Here is a 17675-nt window from a genome sequence, read left to right as displayed (position 1 = left end):
CTCAAGGAGGAGACATGGGCACAATGCCAGATGGCACACAACGCGAAAGCACAAACAACCTCACGCAGGGCAGCGCGCGTGGCACCGCGCAACTCGACGACGGGGTCGTTCCGGACCCGTCCCTCCCGCCGACGTCGGTGGATGAGTCGGTCCGCGACGCCGCGGACCGCGCCTGGACGCCCGCCAAGATCGCGCTGTGGGCGGCCATTGCGCTGCTGGGCGGGATCGCCTGGTTCATGCTCGCCATCATCCGCGGCGAGACCGTCAATGCCATCTGGTTTGTGTTCGCCTCCGTCTGCACCTACCTGATCGGCTACCGCTTCTACTCCAAGGTCATTGAGCGTTACCTGACCAAGCCCAACGACCGCCGTGCCACCCCGGCCGAATACAAGGCCGACGGCAAGGACTACGTCCGGACGGACCGCAACGTCCTCTTCGGCCACCACTTCGCCGCCATCGCCGGCGCCGGCCCCCTGGTGGGCCCGGTCATCGCGGCCCAGATGGGCTACCTGCCCGGCACGATCTGGATCATCATCGGCGTCGTCCTTGCCGGCGCCGTCCAGGACTACCTCGTCCTGTTCTTCTCCATGCGCCGCGGGGGCCGGTCCCTGGGCCAGATGGCCCGCGAGGAACTCGGCGTCGTCGGCGGCACGGCCGCCCTCATCGCAACCCTGCTCATCATGGTGATCATCGTCGCCATCCTCGCCCTGGTGGTTGTCAACGCCCTCGGCGAGAGCCCCTGGGGCGTCTTCTCGGTGGGCATGACCATCCCGATCGCCCTCTTCATGGGCGTGTACCTGCGCTTCATCCGGCCGGGCAAGGTCATGGAGGTGTCCCTGATCGGTTTCGTGCTGCTCATGGCCGCCATCATCGGCGGCGGCGCGGTGGCGGGCACCGAATGGGGTGCCGCGTTCTTCCACCTGGACAAGGTCACCATCGCCTGGGGCCTCATCATCTACGGCTTCATCGCAGCCATCCTGCCCGTCTGGCTCCTCCTGGCCCCCCGCGACTACCTCTCCACGTTCATGAAGATCGGCGTGATTGTGATGCTGGCGCTGGCCATCATCGTGGTCCGCCCCGAAATCACCGTGCCGGCCTTCAGCGAGTTCGCCGGCCGGGACAACGGTCCCGTGTTTTCCGGCGCCCTGTTCCCGTTCCTTTTCGTCACGATCGCTTGCGGCGCGCTGTCCGGGTTCCACGCGCTGATCGCCTCCGGCACCACACCGAAGCTGATCGAGAAGGAGCGCCAGACGCGCCTGATCGGCTATGGCGGCATGCTCATGGAATCCTTCGTGGCCATCATGGCCCTCGTGGCCGCAATCTCCATTGACCGCGGCATCTACTTCGCCATGAACGCCCCCGTGGCGCTGACCGGCGGGACCGTCGAGACCGCGGCCGCGTGGGTCAACAGCCTGGGCCTGTCCGGCGTCAACATCACGGCCGGTGATCTCGCGCAGACGGCCAAGGACGTGGGGGAGCAAAGCATCGTGTCGCGTTCGGGCGGCGCGCCCACCCTCGCCGTAGGCCTTGCCCACATCATGCAGCAGTTCATCGGCGGCACGGCGATGATGGCCTTCTGGTACCACTTCGCCATCATGTTTGAGGCCCTCTTCATCCTCACGGCCGTCGACGCCGGCACCCGCGTTGCCCGGTTCATGCTCCAGGACTCGATCGGCAACTTCGTCCCGAAGTTCAAGGAACACTCCTGGCGCCCGGGTGCCTGGCTCTGCACGGCCATCATGGTGGCCGCATGGGGCGCGGTCCTGATCATGGGCGTCACCGACCCGCTGGGCGGCATCAACACCCTGTTCCCGCTGTTCGGCATCGCCAACCAGCTGCTGGCGGCCATCGCCCTCTCGGTCTGCCTGGCCATTGCCGCCAAGCGCACCGCCCCGAAGTACCTGTGGATCGTGGCGGCGCCGCTGGCGTTCGCCGCCGTCGTGACCATCACGGCGAGCTTCTACAAGATCTTCTCGCCCGTTCCGGCGGTGGGCTACTTCGCCAACAACGCAGCCTTCGCCAAGGCTCTTGCGGACGGCAAGACGTCCTTCGGAACCGCCAAGACCCAGGCCGCCATGGAGGCCGTGGTCCGCAACACCATGATCCAGGGATGGCTGTCGATCATCTTCGTGGTGCTGAGCATCGTCGTCATCGTCACGGCTGGGATGGCGACCATCAAGGCCCTGCGGAACACGGCCGCGGGGCTCCCCAACGCCGAGAACGAAGACCCCGCCCGGGCCTCCCGTGTCTTCGCCCCGGCAGGGTTTGTCCCCACAGCGGCGGAGCGTGACCTCGTGGCTGAGTGGAACCAGCTCCCGGCCGGCGACCGGCTCGAAAAGTCCGGGCACCACTGATGCGGGGCCGGGTGTGAACGCGGTCCTCGCGGGGTTCCGCGGGTTTGCCGGGTACCTCGGCGGTGTGCTGGGCGCCGATGCCTACAAGAAGTACCTGGAGCACCATGAGGCCGCCGGGCACACCAGCCCGCCCCTCACCGAGCGGGACTTCTGGCGTGACCGGACCGACCGGCAGGACACCAACCCGCAAGGGCGGTGCTGCTGAGCCGGTGTTGTTGAGCTGGTGCTGCTGAACGGTGCTGCTGAGCGGCTGATGCTGGGCAGCTGGCCCGGCCGGGGGAGGGCGGCGTGGGGCACAACGGTGTCCGACGCCGCCCCTCCGCTCCCGGCGGACGCCGGGTCCGGGCCGCCCGGCGCGTGAGAGTATGAAGCCATGAGCGATCAGCACGACACTCAGCCCAGCGCCCAAACTGCCGACGACGAGCCCGTCGAAGGCACACCCGTGGATGACGCCCTGCCCGGGACGCCCCTGGCGCCACCGGCTGCAGTGCCGCCCGGCCGCGCCGGTGGAGCCGGTGCCGGGCCCAGGCCGCCCCGGGGCAGCGAACTTCAGGACCTCGTGGACCAGCCCGCGAAGGTCATGCGGATCGGCACGATGGTCAAGCAGTTGCTGGACGAAGTGAAGTCCGCGCCCCTGGACGACGCGGCCCGCGTACGGCTGGCCGAAATCCACGACCGGTCCATCAAGGAACTCGAGGACGGACTGGCCCCGGAGCTCGTTGAGGAGCTCGAACGGATCAACCTCCCCTTTCCGGAGAACGCCACCCCCTCCGACGCGGAACTGAGGATAGCCCAGGCCCAGCTGGTCGGCTGGCTTGAGGGGCTCTTCCACGGCATCCAGACGGCCATCGCGGCGCAGCACGCCGCCAGGGAGCACACCTACGCCCAAATGCAGCTGCGCCAGCTGCCGCCCGGAACCGTGATCGCGCCGGGCGTCATCATCGGGGAAAACGGCGAACCGGTCCGCGCCTCCGCGCCGCGTCACGGCGCGGAGGCCCCCGAGCCGCCCGAACCCGCGGACCCTGACCATGGCCCGGGCCAGTACCTTTAGCGCGACCTTGGGCTTCTTCAGCGCAGCACGGCAAGGCCGCAGGGACGACGCAGAACTTGGCAAGGGGCTCTGGCGGCGCGCCCACGACCGGTTCAACCGCGGACTTGACCGCTACCACCAGGTCCTTGAGGGGGTCGAAGACGAGGCCCTGTACGGCGAGCTCGTCGAGATCGCCAATCAGCTCTCCGCGCTCGCGCCCCGGGTCCGGCAGGTCTGCGTGGAGGCCCAGCGGCGCTTTCCCAGCAATGGATTGGATATCCCGGGGCCGCTAGCAGGGGTCCACCGCGCCCTGTCGACGGCTGGCAACTCCCTGGCCATGACGGCTGAGGCGGCCGCGATGCTCCGGCTCGCAGTGGGGCCGGTCCCGGCGGGTGCCGCGTCGGTGCGGCGGCGCGCCGATTCCGTGCTGGAACAGGTCCACGACGCCGAGCGGCGGCTTGCGGAAGCCGACGGCGGCGGGCCGACGCCAGCCTGAGCCGCTACGCGAATTAGTCTCTTGCACAGGCCCGCCCCGGCATGGCTGGGGTTCCCGATATTTCCCGAAATTCCCGGGTATTCCCGGTTACGCGCCTAGCTTAGCGGCGCCCTGTAGCTGGCCGGAGGGCGCCGAAGTTGGCAGGATACTTATATGACTTTTTCACCGGAACTGACTTTCAATGACGGCAACACCATCCCCCAGCTTGGCTACGGCGTGTGGCAGGTTGAAGATGACGTGGCCGAAAAGGTGGTTGTCCAGGCGTTCGAGGCCGGCTTCCGCCACATCGACACGGCAAAGATCTACGGCAACGAAGCAGGCGTTGGCCGCGCCATCGAGCGTTCCGGCCTCAAGCCCGAGGAAATTTTCATCACCACCAAGCTGTGGAACGCGGACCAGGGCTACGAGTCCACCCTGAAGGCGTTCGAGGAATCCATGGAGCGGCTCGGCCTCGAGACCCTGGACCTGTACCTGATCCACTGGATGCAGCCCAAGCAGGACAAATACGTTGACACCTGGAAGGCGCTCATCGAGCTCCAGAAGCAGGGCCGGGTCAAGACCATTGGCGTCTCCAACTTCACCAAGGAGGGCCTGCAGCGCCTGATCGATGAGACCGGCGTGGTTCCGGCCATCAACCAGGTCGAACTGCACCCGTTCTTCAGCCAGGCCGACCTGCGCGAGTTCAACGCGTCCAAGGGCATCCTCACCCAGGCATGGTCGCCGCTGGGCCAGGGCGGCGAGCTCCTCGAGAGCCCCGTCATTGCCCAGATCGCCGCCAAGCACGGCGCCACCCCGGCCCAGGTTGTCATCGCCTGGCACCTGGCCATCGGCAACGTGGTCATCCCGAAGTCGGTGACCGAGTCCCGGATCCGCGAGAACTACGCGGCCTTGGACGTCAGCCTCGACGAGACCGACATCCAGGCCATCAACGGGCTGGACCGTTCCGCCGAAGATGCCGGCAGGATCGGTCCGGATCCGGCCGTCTCCGACTTCGCCTAAGCACCTCCCAAGACGCCGGCAGCCAGCCGGCGTTCGCACAGGGCCTTCACCCCGCACGGGGTGGAGGCCCTTCGGGCGTCCGGCACCTTCCCGCCGTCCGCGACCTTCCCGCCGTCCGCGACCGTGACCGGCCAATCCCACGCGCTCGGAGATAGACGGCCCGGACACAGGCGCCGGTCCCGAAAGCCCCCGGAGTCAGGCGGCGGCCCGGCGCTCTTTCGCCGGAATTGCATCGACCACGGCCCAGCCGTCTTCGCCCGCAACGCAGCGGCTGGCGAAGCGGTCTGCGGCGGCAGCGTCATCGAAGCTCTCGGTGCGGATCCGGCCGCAGTCGGTGTCCAGGTAGGTGACCGCGAAATACAGTGCGCCGTCCTGTGCGTTGTTGAAATCCGCCTCAAAATCTGACTCGATATCATGGCGGAAACTCTGCTGGAAATTCTGGTTGTTCTCCATGATTCCAGTGTGCGACTGACCTCCGACACTAAGACTTCACTCCTCCGGCGTGTTGCCGAGCCGCAGCACCCGTTCCCGCGCCAGGACTTCCTTGCGGCGCTGCCGGTCGGCGGCCCGTGCCGTCTGCTGCGCCAAAGCCGCCGCCAGCTCGTGATTCTTCCGGGCCGTTTTGAGCCCGGCTTCTGCCGCGTCCAGACGCCGCCTGAGCTCGCGCACCTCGTCGGCCAGCAGGGTGGTTTCCGCCGCCGCCTCCGCCAGCTCCGCGGCCGCGCGGCCTGCCTCCTCGTCGGCTTCCGCGGCGGCCACTTCGGCCGCCTCCAGGGCGGCCCGCGCCCGTTCCACCGCCGACGGCGTGGGCGTCATCCGTGCCGTGCCGACGGCCCGGAGGCGGGGTTGTTCCGTTGTCGGCTTTCCGCCGGCAGTTGTGCCACGCTGTGCGGTCCGGTCCGCCGGTTCTGTCCCGCCGGCGCCGGGCGCTGGTTCTGTCCCGCGGACGCTGGCCGTTCCAGGCGCGGCTCCAGTGCCGGGCGCCGTCGCCGCATGGCTCCCCGGGACAGCCACTGCGCCGGCGAGATCGACGACGTCGACCCCGTCCGCCGAGAGCGCCCGGAGCAGGCAGCCGCTTTGCACGGCGGCGGCGGCCCCCGGATCGGCGGTGGCGGCCCGCAGGGTCTGCTCCACTTCCGTTGCGACGGCGGCGCTGATGGCCCGTCCGTGCCGGGCCGCCAAGGCCTGTGCCGCCTTCACCGTGCTGCCGAGGAGCTGGCGCCGCTGCTGGGCGAGGCGACGGAGGTCCGCTGCATCCAGGGCATCCTGTGCGGCCTGCATCGACGTCCCCAGCACAGCCAGCTCCCGCAGGATTTCGGGGCTGTGCGCCGCCAGCATGTTCACCGCCCACGCCGCCACCGACGGCTTGGGCAGGGCACGGACTGCGGCCGCCAGGGCACGCTGCTCGGCGGCGGTGACGCCCGCGGAACTGACGTCTTTGGCCGCCGCCGTTCTAGCAGCCACGAAATCCCCGTAGGGCAATGCATAGAGCGGTCCGGCAATGCCCGCTAGTTCCCGCGATCCCATGCAAGAATCATAGGAGTCTGGCCCCGCCGCGAGTTCGCTGCCCCATCATCAGCCCCGGTGCCGTCACGTTCTGGAGGAGATTTCACTTGATCGAAATTGGTGGGCTCCCGGCCCATGTCCTGCTCGTCCACGCCGTAGTGGTATTAGCGCCCATCGCAGGTCTTGCCGCCATCGTTTATGCCGTGGCACGGCGCTGGTGGGGCTACTTGGCCTGGCCCCTGGGCGTGTTGTCACTGGGGCTGGTGCCAGTAACACTCCTGACCGCGCAGGCAGGCGAGCAGTTGGAGAAAGTCCGTCCGGCGTCGGCGGTGGTCCACGAGCACGCCCAGGAAGGTGACGTACTCAAAGTGCTTTCCGTGATCTTCTTCGTCCTGGTCGCGGCAATGTTGATAGTCACCTACGAGCCCTTTGGCCGGCGCCTGGCGTTCCTTGGCGGCCTTCGGAGCAACCGGATTGTCCGGGGAGCCGTCCTGATTGCCGGCGCCCTCGCGGGGGGCTTCTTCATTTACCAGAGCATCATCACGGGACATTCCGGCGCGGCCTCGGTCTGGGCGCGCTAAGTCAGCCCATCCGCGGGCCCTTGGCCAGGTGATGCGTGCCGGGCCCGGTGCAGCGTGACGAGCAGCAGGACGAAGGCCGTTGCCTGCAGTGTGGCCACGGCAGCGATGAGCGCCGGCCGTGCGCCGTAAAGTGACCCGTACAGGGCGCCGCCGGCCAAGGCGCCGGCGCCCTCGAACGCCGCGAACACCCCGTACGCCGTGCCCTGCCGGGGTTGGGGCACCAGATCGGCAACCAACGCCTTGACCGTGGAGTCCTGGATGCCGGTGGCGGCGCCCCAGACCAGGACGCCCCCGAGCACGAGCCCGGCGCTCGGCGCCAGGGCCAGCACGGGCACCCCCATAATCATCACGGGCAGTGCCAGGAGCACGGCCGCCCCGGCGCGGTCGTAAAGGACACCACTGGCGAGGGCCCCGACGGCGCCGGCCCCCATGGCGCCGGCGTACAGCAGCGGAACCACCGAAACGGGGACAGCCACGTCGGCCGTCAGGTGATAGGAGATGACGCCGAAGGCGACCAGTCCGGCGCTCCAGAAGAACCCGGCCAACGCGAACAAGATGAAGACGCTGGAGAGCGCCGACGGCGGCCGCCCGGCGGGTTTCCCGCGGGGCGGCTCCGGCAGGTCGGAGGGGTCGGCCGCAGGCCTGTCCGCGCCGGGATCCCGGACGCGGCGGCGCAGCCAAACGAGAATCGCCAGCGCCGCCGCCGCCGGAATGATGAGCACCGCAAAGGCTGCCGGCAGTGAGCCGGTGGTAACCAGCACCGCCGAGACGAGCAGCGGGCCCAAGAGCGCCCCGGCCAGATCGAGGGACTTGTGGACGGCGAAGCCGCGGCCCCGGCCAACCGGCCCGGCGACGGTGGCGAGCAGCACGGTTTTCGCCGGGCTTCGGACGGCTTTGCCGACCCTGTCTCCGATGATGAGCACGGCCGCCAGGGCCATCCCGGCGGTCCCGGCGAGCGGCGTCAATGCCAGCAGCGGGACGCACACCGCCGTCAGCACATAGCCGGCCATCGTGAAAGTCCAGTACTTCCCGGTGCGGTCCGCCCAGGGGCCGAACACCAGCCGGAGTCCCTGGGACGCGGCTTCGGCGGCGCCGGTCACGAGGCCGACGAACAGCGCGGACGCACCGAGCTGGGCCAGCAGGGGACCGCCGAGCGGGCGGGCGCCGTCGGACACCATGTCCGCGGCGAGGCTGACCAGGCCGAAGCCGACAACCGGGCCCCACAGCCGGTGCCGCCAATTCCCGGTTTGGCCGGACCGCGACGGCGGGTATTGCTGGCCGGCTGGCATCCTGCGCCGGGGCCGTTCCATTTCCTAAGGCTGACGGACGGCCCGGAAAAAGACAATACGCAGGTCAGGGGCCTGTCGCGGGGTCGAGGCGCCGAAGGAAATATTGGCCAAAGAGGTTCTTTCTGGGCGGCAGCTTGGTACTTTTTGAGAGCCGATCCGTATTGTGCGGGCCGGGGGGACCCACAATGACGGACTGAAAGGCAACACACCCATGAGCTCGGACGGCACCCACCGGCACCCGCCGGAAGGGGCCCTCATCCTCGGTGCCGCCCCGCGCGCCAAGAGCCGCACCAACCAGGCCGCACCTGCACGCCATTCTCACGGAGGAACTGTGAAACCGTTTTCGAATCCCCCACTCCACGCCGGGGGAAGGCGCCCGAGCCTGACTGCCACACTTCTGGGCATCGCTGTGGCTGCCGGACTGGCCCTCACCGGCGTCGCCGCGGCCTCGCTTCCCCTGGCCTCTGCCGCCACAACGCCGCAGCCCACCGGCTGGCTGCACACCTCTGGCGCGAGGATCCTGGACTCGAACAACGCCCCGTATACGATCAAGGCCGCGTCCTGGTTCGGCATGGAAACCACCGACTGCATGCCGCACGGGCTCTGGGGAACCCTGACCATCGACGAGGCCCTGGCCAACATCAAATCGATGGGATTCAACACCGTCCGCCTGCCGTTCTCCAACGAGTGCCTGGCAGCGGCATCCATCAAGGGCAACCTGAACTACTGGGCCAACCGCGCCTACGCGCTGGAGGGCAAGACGCCCCTGGTCCTGATGGACACCGTGATCGCCCGCGCGAAGGCCAACGGCCTGCAGATCATCCTGGACCGGCACCGGCCGTCCTCGGCCGACCAGTCCCCGCTCTGGTACACCTCCGCCTACCCGGAGTCGAAGTGGATCGCTGACTGGAAGATGCTCGCCGCCCGCTATAAGAACGAACCCACCGTCATCGGCGCCGACCTTCACAATGAGCCTGCCGGGGCGGCGACGTGGGGCGGCGCCGCGGCCACCGACTGGCAGGCCGCGGCCACCCGCGGCGGCAACGCCGTCTTGGCCTCCAACCCCAACCTGCTGATCATCGTTGAGGGCATCGAGAACCAGGGCAACGGCACCTCCACCTGGTGGGGCGGCGGCCTGGCCGACGTCAAGAACAAGCCGGTCACCCTGGCCACGCCCAACCGCGTGGTCTATTCCCCGCATGACTACCCGGCGTCGCTGTTTGCGCAGAAGTGGTTCAGCGACCCTACCTACCCCAACAACCTGCCGGCCGTGTGGGATGCCAACTGGGGTTACATCCAGAAGCAGGGCATCGCCCCGGTTCTGCTCGGAGAGTTCGGGACCGCGCTGCAGACCACGTCGGACAAGCAGTGGATGGAGAAGATCGTCTCCTACCTCGGGACCAATTCCATGAGCTTCGCGTATTGGGCGTTCAACCCGAACAGCGGCATTACCGGAGGCCTTGTCCAGGCGGACTGGCGCACCCCGGAGGCCGCCAAACTGGCCGCGCTCGCGCCCATCCTGAACGGCACCCCGACGCCGACCGCAACCGCCACGCCGTCGCCGACCGCCACCGCCACGGCGACGCCGACCGCCACCGCGACGCCGACCGTATCGCCGACCGCCACGCCGACGCCCTCGCCGTCTCCCACCCCTACATCGGGCGCGCCGATCAGCGCAGTCTGGAAACTCGGCAGTTCATGGACCGGCGGCTACGTGGCCAATATTGAGGTCACCGGCCTCCGGGCGGCGGCCGGTTGGAGCGTGAGCTGGCCCGATCCGAACGTCACCCGGGTGGCCAACTCCTGGGGCATCAGCTGCACGGTACTCCCCAAGGTGTCGGTGACCTGCAGCGGCTCGGACTGGGCCTCCAAGGTCGCCGCCGGCCAGAAACTGTCCGTAGGCCTGCAGGTGGATTCGCTGAAGGCTCCCGTGAACCCGGTGCTCACCCTGAAATAGCCGGCCGTGCAAGGACGCCCTCACCGCGCAACGTGTTGACGAGAAGCAGATTGGAGCCGCGGCCACAGCTGCACGTGAGCGACTCCATGCTCCGGCCTGCGCGGGCGCGGAACGGGGTGCGGGTAATCTGGTCATTTTCGCCGCACTCATGATAGGCATGAACATCTCCCGCTCCGCCGCCACCAAGTCCCTGACCGTCCTTTCCGGCCTGCTTCTCGCAGGCTCCCTCGCCGGCTGTGATGCCGCAGCCCACGTTGGCGCCAAAGTCGCTGACGCCGTGCACAGCGCGGCCGCGTCCCAGGCTCCCGGCACCGGCACCGCGCACCCGGGCGAGGCCGCCGCGGCCGTAGCCCAGCTGGCGTCCATCCCGGTGAAGGGCAAGGCCCCAAAGACCGGGTACAGCCGCGGGCAGTTCGGTCCCGCCTGGTCCGATGTGGACCACAACGGCTGCGACACGCGCAACGACATGCTCCGCCGTGACCTCACCGACGTGACGACCAAGCCCGGGACCAGGGATTGCGTCATCGCCTCCGGCAAGCTTGCCGACAAATACACCGGCAAGACCATCACCTTCACCCGTGGTGAGAACTCGGCGGACGTCCAGATCGACCACATTATTCCCCTGTCGCTGGCCTGGCAGACCGGCGCCCAGCAGATCAGCGCCGGCCAGCGCCTCCAGCTCGCCAACGATCCGCTGAACCTGATGTCCGCCGACGGCCCCGCGAACCAGCAGAAGTCAGACTCCTCGGCCGATGCCTGGCTCCCGGCCAACAAGGCGTTCCGGTGCGAATACGTCGCCCGCCAGACGGCTGTGAAGGCCAAGTACAAACTGTGGATGACCCGTCCCGAGCACGACGCCATCGCCGGGATTCTCGCCACCTGCAAATAGCGGCACCGCATCCCTGAGGGTTACCTTCGTCTGCGCCGCCTAAACCGCGCCCAACCCGCGACCAAACCTCCGTCTCGTCGAGCAGCTTCCGTCCCTGAGGACGGTACACCAAGGTGTCGGCCCGTTCTGCTCCCTGACCTGCGGAAACATTCCGGGATGCCATAGTGCCCACGGGACGAAAACGCCGGTAGCATGACAGCCGGGGGCCCGCTGGGGTGCCCGGTAATGGGGGAACCATGGCACAACCGCGCCGGCTACTCGGCAGCAGCCCAAGCTCCGTCATCGCAGGCCGTCACCGCCTCGAGGTCCACAACGCGCAACGCCGCGGAGCCGAGCGTGCCCAGCCCCATGTCCTGCCCCCGCCGAGCCAGGCGCCACACTTCAGCGATTCCGCCGCGGCCGACGTCCCCTGACCCTCCCGGATCCACCCGCCACACCAGTGAAGGAGCATCACATGTCAGATCCGCATAATTCTCAGCAAGGCACCGGCCGGCAGATGTGGCCCAGCGAGCAGCCCCGGCAGAACCCGGGGTGGGCGCCGAACCCGAACGCCGCCGCGGCGTACCCGGCTCAGGGATCCGGGCCCGTGCCACTCTGGGCACCGCTCTACGGCGCTTCCCTGCCAGAGGCCGCGTCGCGGTTCTTCAAGAAGTACGGGACGTTCTCCGGCCGCGCCAGCCGGAGCGAATACTGGTGGTGGATGCTCGTCTCCGGACTCGTCTCGATCGTCTTGAACGTCATCATGCTTGCCGGTGGCGCGGCCGGCGCAAAACTGGGCCCCAACGGCGCCAGCGTCCCCGGCCCCGCCTATATGGTCGGCCTGATCCTGGCAGCCGTCTGGTTCCTGGCAGTCATTGTCCCGTCCCTGGCCCTGACGGTCCGTCGCCTCCACGACTCGAACTTCAGCGGCTGGATGTACCTCATCGTCCTCATCCCGTTTATCGGCGGCATCATTCTCCTCGTCTTCACGCTGCTGGAATCAAAACCCGAGGGCCAGCGCTTCGACGTCCCCGCATAAGCATCCGGGCGCACCCACTGACCCCGCACGAACTACAAGAAGGCCCTGCCGCCCTCGTGGGCTGCGGGGCCTTCTTCTGCCACAGGTGTGCCCTGGCCCTATGCGGTGCCGTACGGCCCCGTCCGCCGCAACCAATAAAAAACCCCGTATCCCCGTTGAGTCAACGGTGATACGGGGTTCTTCCCGAGCTTCCTGCCAGAATCGAACTGGCGACCTTCTCATTACGAGTGAGACGCTCTACCAACTGAGCTAAGGAAGCAACCACATGAATGCCCGGCGAACCGGGCGGATCATGCAAGAGACAACTGTAATAGAGTCCCGGCGTCCGGGTCAAAATGAGCGACCGAAGCCGCCATGCGGCCCCGTCACGGACCTAGCAGACGGTGTTGTCCGCCGGGGCCTTTCCGTCCACCAGGTAGTCATCGACCGCGTTGCCGATGCAGCTGTTGGAACGGCCGTACGCCGTGTGGCCCTCACCCTTCCAGGTCAGCAGCGAGGCGTTCCCAAGCTGCTTGCGCAGGGAACTGGCCCATTCCACGGGGGTAGCCGGGTCGCCGGTGGTTCCAACTACGACAATCGGGGCCGAGCCCTTGTACTCGATCGGGGCAGGGGTCCGGACGTTCTTGTACGGCCAGTCCTTGCAGTTGCTGCCGCCATAGGCGAAGTAGTAGCCCAGGGTGGGCGACAGCTGGCGCAGCTTCTGGTCCTCGGCCCGCATGGACGCGGTGTCGGACACCATCGGGTAGTCCAGGCAGTTGATGGCGTTGAAGGCGAAGGTGCTGTTTGACGTGTAGGTGCCGCTGGGATCGCGGTCGGCGCCGAAGTCGGCCAGTTGCAACATGCCCGTGCCGTCGCCGGCCAGGGCGGTGGCGAGCGCACGGGTGAGGATCGGCCAGTTGTCATCGTTGTAGAGCGGGATGATGAGGCCGCTGACAAACGTGGAGCCCGAGACCTTCCGTCCGTCCTTCGCCGGCAGCGGGTTCGCCTCGGCCGCGCTGATGGCGTTGTGGATCTGCTGGACGCCTTCCTCGGTGCTTCCCGTGAGGGGGCATCCGGACGTCTGCTGGCATTTGGCGACATAGGCGTGGAGGGCCTTGTCGAAGGCCACGGCCTGGTCGCGGGTCAGTTCCTCGTTGCTCAGCGACGGGTCCATGGCGCCGTCGAGGACCAACCGGCCCACATTGTCCGGAAACAGCGACGCATAGGTGGAGCCCAGCAGGGTCCCGTAGGAGTAGCCGAGGTAGTTCAGCTTTGAGTCGTTGGCCACGCCGCGCAGGATGTCGAGGTCCTTGGCGGCGCTGAAGGTGTCGATGTGGGCCAGCACCGGCCCGGTTTTCTCCACGCACTTGGCAGCGATGGCCTTATTGTCGGCCAGGGCCTCGTCCAGTCCGGCGTCGGTGTCCAGGGCGTAGGTCTTGGCGCGTGACGCGTCGCGTTCCTTGTCCGTGAGGCACGTGACCGGGGCGGAGCGCTTCACACCGCGGGGGTCGAAGCCCACGATGTCGTAGGCGGACCGGACTTTGTCCGAAATGTTGGTGTTGGCCGCATCCCTGACGAAGTCGTACCCCGAGCCGCCCGGGCCGCCCGGATTGACCATCAGGGTGCCCTTCTTGTCGCCTGTCGTGGCGAGCTTGATGGCGGCAAGCTCGATGCGTTCGCCGTCGGGCTTGCTGTAGTCCAGCGGAACCTTGATCTTGGCGCACTGGAAGTTGCCTTCACACGGTTTCCAGTCGACCTGCTGGGAGTAGTAGCTGCGCAGTTCGGCCGGCGCGGCCGCCACGATTGACGGGTCCGCCTGCCCCGCTGTCCCCGATGCCGGCGCACTGGACCCGTTGCCGCCCCCGCCGCCGAAAAGGGTGCACGAGGCCAGCGTGAGGGCCAGGGCCACGGCGCCGACGGCCCGCATGCCGATCGCCAGGGATCGGGATCTTGCGGACTTGGGTCGAGCAGGCTTCATGCGGTTCTCCTTGGAGGCTAGGAACGAAAGCGAAGATGATCGTTGGAGCGGCCGGAACCGTCAAATAAGGCTGGAAGCCATGGACTCGATCGTCAGCAGCGGGGCCACGTTGGTTGTGGTGATCCGCGTGCGGGCCTTGTTGATGGCGTCCATTCGGGCAAGGGTCACTTCGGCGGTGGAACGGGAGGCGAAGTCTTCGAGTTCGCTTCTGAGTTCAACGTTGACGAGTTCCACTGCGTTCCCCATCTGGATGATCAGGACATCCCGGTAGAAGGACAACAGGTCCGTCAGGGTGCGGTCAAGGGAATCGGTGACGGAACGCTTGGCGCGGCGCTTCTGGTCGTCCTCGAGTTGCTTGACCTGGCTCCGCATGGCTGGCGGCAGCGTGCCGCTTTCGGGTGCCCCGAGGGTGGTCAGAAGCGCGGTTTTCTCGGCGGCGTCGCGCTCGTCGTTGGAGCTGTTGGCTTCCTCGGTGGCGATCTTGACCAGTTTCTCGGCCATCATGACCGCCGCCGTGACGCCGCGAAGGGACAGCGGAAACCGGACCGTCTCGAGCCGGCGCTCCCTGGCCTCCGGGTCCCGGGCCAGGCGGCGGGCGATCCCGACGTGGCTCTGCGCCGCGCGGGCGGCGCGCTCGGCGACCGCCGGGTCCACGCCGTCGCGCTTGACCAGCAGGGCAGCGACGGCGGCGGCCGGCGGAAGCCGCAGCGCCACCGGCCGGCAGCGGGAGCGGATGGTCACCAGGACATCGGCGGGGGAGGGGGCGCAGAGCATCCAGACGGTGCGGGGCGTGGGTTCCTCGATGGCCTTGAGCAGCACGTTGGTGGTCCGCTCGGCCATCCGGTCCGCGTCCTCCACCACGATGATCCGCCACCGGCCCGACGAGGGCCGGTTCCCGGCGGTGGACACGAGCTCGCGCGCCTCGTCGATGGTGATGGTGACCTTCTCCGTGCGCACGAACGCGACGTCGGAATGGGTTTCGCCGAGGATGGTCAGGCAGGCCGGGCATTCGCCGCAGCCGCGCAGGCTGACGTCCTCCTGGTCGCAGTTCAGGGCCGCGGCGAACGCCTTCGCGGCGTTGGAACGGCCGGAGCCGGGCGGGCCGGTGAAAAGCCACGCGTGGGTGAGCCCTTCGTTCTGGGCCGCCTGGCGCAGCTGGGCCACGACGGCGTCCTGGCCCTGGAGGTCGTCCCAGACCGTCATGCTGTGCTGCTTTGGGCGACGGCCAGCAGGGACTCGACGCGCTCGAGGATGCGGGCGGCGAGTTCGGCGACGGGCAGCCGGGCGGGCAGCACCAGATACGCCTCCGGCCGGGCCGAGGCGAGGTCAAGGAAGGCCGCCCGGATCTTGGCATGGAATTCGTCGGCCTCGGACTCGAGGCGGTCTTCGGCGGCCTCGCCGGCGGTGCGCCGCTGCCGGCCAACGGCGGGCTCGACGTCGAGAAGTACCGTCAGGTCCGGCTGCAGGTCCGATGTTGCCCAGGCATTGATGTCCCGGACCGCCTGCGTTCCGAGGCCTCGGCCGGCGCCCTGGTACGCGACCGAGGAATCGATGTACCGGTCGGTGAGGACGATGTCGCCGCGTTCCAGGGCGGGGCGGATGACCTGGCTAGCGTGCGCCGCCCGGGATGCCGCGAAAATCAGGGCCTCGGTATGGGCATCGATGTGGCCGTGGCCGTGATCCAGCACGAGGGACCGCAGCTTCTCACCGATCGCCGTGCCGCCCGGTTCCCGGGTCCGCAGCACGGTAAAACCACCCGATTCCAGGGCCTTGGCGAGTTCAGCCGCCTGCGTGGACTTGCCGGCGCCGTCTCCGCCTTCGAAGGCAATAAACAGTCCGGGCAACAGGCCGGTCAACTTTCGGCGGGACGCTCCGGGGCTCTGGGTAGTCACCGTTCAAGAGTACCGACAATCACCGACACTCTAGTCTGCGCAAAGTCTGCGGCGTAACGGCTTGGGTACCCTGCCGGGCGCCCACGTACCCTGTCCTCATGAGTCTTACTGAAGAACAGGCCGCCTCGCTTTCGCCGGATTCCCTGGTCGTCGCGGCAGGGCGCCCGCCGCGCACCCGAGACGAACCGGTCAACCCGCCGCTGGTGCTGTCCTCGACCTACTTCGGTACGGGACCGCTAGGCGACGGCGACCGCGGCTACGGCCGGTATTCCAACCCCACGTGGGACCCCTTTGAAGAGGCGCTGGGCCAGTTGGAGGGCGCGGAACTGCCGGGCCTGCTATACGCCTCGGGACTCGCCGCCGTGAGTTCGGCCCTGTCTCTGGTGCCCGCCCAGGGCGTCCTCGTCATGCCGTCGCACAGCTACGCGGGATCGGTCACCATGGCCACCGAACTGGCGGCCAAAGGGTTCCTCGAGCTGCGGACGGTAGATATCGCGGACACCGACGCTGTACTTGCGGCGCTTGCCCCGGCCGGCGGGCGCGCCGCCAGCATGCTCTGGCTGGAGAGCCCCACGAACCCCATGCTCGGCGTCGCGGACATGCGGGCCCTGACCGCCGCGGCGCATGAGGCCGGCGCCATCGTCGTCACGGACAACACCTTTTCCACGCCCCTGGTGCAGCAGCCCCTGAGCCTGGGCTCCGACGTCGTGCTGCATTCGGTGACCAAGTACCTCTCCGGCCACTCCGACGTCGTACTCGGTGCCCTGGTGACGTCCGACGCCGGTCTCCGCGCCGCCCTGCTGCACCACCGCACCATCCACGGCGGAATCGCCGGACCATTCGAGGCGTGGCTGGCGCTGCGCGGGCTCCGCACCCTGGCGCTGCGGATCGAGCGTTCGCAGGCGTCGGCCCAAATCCTGGCCGAGCGGCTCGACGGTCATCCGAAGGTGGCCGGCGTCCGCTTCCCCGGGCTGGCCTCGGATCCCGGCCACGCGCGGGCCAAGGAGCAGATGAAGGGTTTCGGATCCGTCCTGTGCATCGAGGTGGCACCGGTGGGTGGGCAGGGCAGCGGCCTCAGCGGCGCGGACGCCGCGGACCGCATGATCCGCGCCCTGCAGCTTTGGCTCCCCGCGACCTCCCTGGGTGGGGTGGAATCCCTGATCGAACGCCGGCGCCGGCACGCCGCCGAGCCGGAGAGCGTGCCGGACAACCTGGCCCGGATGAGCGTGGGCATTGAGAACGTGGAAGACCTTTGGGCCGATTTGGAGCAGGCATTGGGCACTCTGGACGGCTAGGCTGGGGGAGTGGACGGACGCATACTCATTTACTTTGTCGAATCCGGGGTTTACCTGGTCCTGGCTGTCGTGGCCTTTGTCCTTGAGGCATGGGCGTTTTTCGATTGCCTCCGGCACAAGGCCAACGCGTTCGAGGCCGTATCGAAGCGGACCAAGACCTTCTGGCTGGCCCTGACCGGCGGCGCGTTCGCCGTGGGACTGTTCTCCCTGCTCTCGCAGCTGGGCAGCGGTGGCGGCGCCAGTTCGCTCGGGATTTTCGGCCTTGCGGCGGTGACGGCCGCGTCCGTGTACCTCGCCGACGTCCGCCCCGCCGTCAAGGACGCCGGCCGCGGCCGCGGCAGCAACATGGGCCCCTACGGCCCGTGGTGACCACCCCCGGCACCCTAAGCTCGCAAGCTCGCCCAGGGAACCC

The 17675-nt window shown here is 68.2% G+C and carries 18 protein-coding genes and 1 tRNA gene; 12 read left to right on the top strand and 7 right to left on the bottom strand.

Going from position 1 to position 17675, the window contains the following annotated elements:
* Nucleotides 1-14: 14 nt before the first annotated feature.
* From AC1DKN_RS07910 to AC1DKN_RS07890, 5 genes are all read left to right on the top strand, one after another.
* The gene (locus AC1DKN_RS07910; RefSeq protein WP_476870952.1) at nucleotides 15-2354 is read left to right on the top strand and encodes a carbon starvation CstA family protein; all 2340 of its coding nucleotides are present in this window, start codon (nucleotides 15-17) and stop codon (nucleotides 2352-2354) included.
* A 13-nt stretch (nucleotides 2355-2367) separates the two neighbouring features.
* Entirely contained in the window at nucleotides 2368-2559 is a 192-nt protein-coding gene (locus AC1DKN_RS07905; protein WP_476870951.1) for a YbdD/YjiX family protein, read from the top strand.
* Nucleotides 2560-2727: 168 nt separating this feature from the next.
* Nucleotides 2728-3405: a bacterial proteasome activator family protein gene (locus AC1DKN_RS07900; RefSeq protein WP_476870950.1), complete on the top strand. Its 678-nt coding sequence runs from the start codon at nucleotides 2728-2730 to the stop codon at nucleotides 3403-3405.
* 7 nt (nucleotides 3406-3412) lie between these two features.
* Entirely contained in the window at nucleotides 3413-3880 is a 468-nt protein-coding gene (locus AC1DKN_RS07895) for a hypothetical protein (RefSeq protein WP_243181865.1), read from the top strand.
* Between the two features lie 153 nt (nucleotides 3881-4033).
* Nucleotides 4034-4879, top strand: coding sequence for an aldo/keto reductase (locus tag AC1DKN_RS07890; protein WP_028276361.1), 846 nt, complete (start codon nucleotides 4034-4036; stop codon nucleotides 4877-4879).
* Between the two features lie 195 nt (nucleotides 4880-5074).
* Here AC1DKN_RS07890 and AC1DKN_RS07885 read toward each other — a convergent pair whose 3' ends face one another.
* Together AC1DKN_RS07885 and AC1DKN_RS07880 are read right to left on the bottom strand one after the other, a co-directional pair.
* On the bottom strand, nucleotides 5075-5332 hold the full coding sequence (locus AC1DKN_RS07885; protein ID WP_476870949.1) for a hypothetical protein: 258 nt from the start codon (nucleotides 5330-5332) through the stop codon (nucleotides 5075-5077).
* 36 nt (nucleotides 5333-5368) lie between these two features.
* Entirely contained in the window at nucleotides 5369-6406 is a 1038-nt protein-coding gene (locus AC1DKN_RS07880; protein WP_476870948.1) for a hypothetical protein, read from the bottom strand.
* A gap of 86 nt (nucleotides 6407-6492) precedes the next feature.
* Between AC1DKN_RS07880 and AC1DKN_RS07875 the strand changes: the two genes are divergently transcribed.
* Nucleotides 6493-6966, top strand: a complete 474-nt coding sequence (locus AC1DKN_RS07875) for a hypothetical protein (RefSeq protein WP_476857935.1) — start codon at nucleotides 6493-6495, stop codon at nucleotides 6964-6966.
* Here AC1DKN_RS07875 and AC1DKN_RS07870 read toward each other — a convergent pair.
* Complete coding sequence (locus tag AC1DKN_RS07870; RefSeq protein ID WP_476870947.1) at nucleotides 6963-8276, bottom strand: MFS transporter; 1314 nt, start codon at nucleotides 8274-8276, stop codon at nucleotides 6963-6965. The two genes, AC1DKN_RS07875 and AC1DKN_RS07870, sit on opposite strands and share 4 nt — an antisense overlap.
* Before the next feature lie 190 nt (nucleotides 8277-8466).
* Between AC1DKN_RS07870 and AC1DKN_RS07865 the strand changes: the two genes are divergently transcribed.
* The 4 genes from AC1DKN_RS07865 to AC1DKN_RS07850 all read left to right on the top strand — a co-directional run bounded on the left by AC1DKN_RS07865 (nucleotide 8467) and on the right by AC1DKN_RS07850 (nucleotide 12119).
* Entirely contained in the window at nucleotides 8467-10212 is a 1746-nt protein-coding gene (locus AC1DKN_RS07865; RefSeq protein ID WP_476870946.1) for a cellulase family glycosylhydrolase, read from the top strand.
* Between the two features lie 148 nt (nucleotides 10213-10360).
* Nucleotides 10361-11101, top strand: coding sequence for an HNH endonuclease family protein (locus AC1DKN_RS07860; protein WP_476870945.1), 741 nt, complete (start codon nucleotides 10361-10363; stop codon nucleotides 11099-11101).
* A gap of 236 nt (nucleotides 11102-11337) precedes the next feature.
* On the top strand, nucleotides 11338-11514 hold the full coding sequence (locus AC1DKN_RS07855) for a hypothetical protein (RefSeq protein ID WP_476857931.1): 177 nt from the start codon (nucleotides 11338-11340) through the stop codon (nucleotides 11512-11514).
* 41 nt (nucleotides 11515-11555) lie between these two features.
* Nucleotides 11556-12119 (top strand): DUF805 domain-containing protein, encoded by a 564-nt coding sequence (locus tag AC1DKN_RS07850; RefSeq protein WP_476870944.1) that lies wholly within the window; start codon nucleotides 11556-11558, stop codon nucleotides 12117-12119.
* A gap of 186 nt (nucleotides 12120-12305) precedes the next feature.
* Here AC1DKN_RS07850 and AC1DKN_RS07845 read toward each other — a convergent pair.
* The 4 genes from AC1DKN_RS07845 to tmk form a co-directional block, all read right to left on the bottom strand.
* A tRNA-Thr gene (locus tag AC1DKN_RS07845) sits at nucleotides 12306-12378 on the bottom strand.
* Nucleotides 12379-12492: 114 nt separating this feature from the next.
* Nucleotides 12493-14076: an alpha/beta hydrolase gene (locus tag AC1DKN_RS07840; RefSeq protein ID WP_476870943.1), complete on the bottom strand. Its 1584-nt coding sequence runs from the start codon at nucleotides 14074-14076 to the stop codon at nucleotides 12493-12495.
* Nucleotides 14077-14136: 60 nt separating this feature from the next.
* Complete coding sequence (locus AC1DKN_RS07835) at nucleotides 14137-15279, bottom strand: DNA polymerase III subunit delta' (RefSeq protein WP_223914375.1); 1143 nt, start codon at nucleotides 15277-15279, stop codon at nucleotides 14137-14139.
* A complete protein-coding gene (gene tmk, locus AC1DKN_RS07830; RefSeq protein ID WP_476860416.1) occupies nucleotides 15276-15932 on the bottom strand; it encodes a dTMP kinase in 657 nt (218 codons plus the stop codon). The genes AC1DKN_RS07835 and tmk overlap by 4 nt, the downstream gene beginning before the upstream one ends.
* Before the next feature lie 134 nt (nucleotides 15933-16066).
* Between tmk and AC1DKN_RS07825 the strand changes: the two genes are divergently transcribed.
* Both AC1DKN_RS07825 and AC1DKN_RS07820 read left to right on the top strand, forming a co-directional pair.
* Nucleotides 16067-17263 carry a trans-sulfuration enzyme family protein gene (locus tag AC1DKN_RS07825; protein ID WP_476870942.1) on the top strand — a complete coding sequence of 399 codons (1197 nt, stop codon included), beginning with the start codon at nucleotides 16067-16069 and terminating at the stop codon, nucleotides 17261-17263.
* 9 nt (nucleotides 17264-17272) lie between these two features.
* Nucleotides 17273-17632: a DUF2516 family protein gene (locus tag AC1DKN_RS07820; protein ID WP_028276353.1), complete on the top strand. Its 360-nt coding sequence runs from the start codon at nucleotides 17273-17275 to the stop codon at nucleotides 17630-17632.
* Nucleotides 17633-17675 lie beyond the last annotated feature (43 nt).

The organism is Arthrobacter sp. 01N444, from assembly GCF_056399305.1.
Note: the sequence above shows the minus strand (reverse complement) of the source record. Positions and strands in the feature narration are given on the sequence as shown.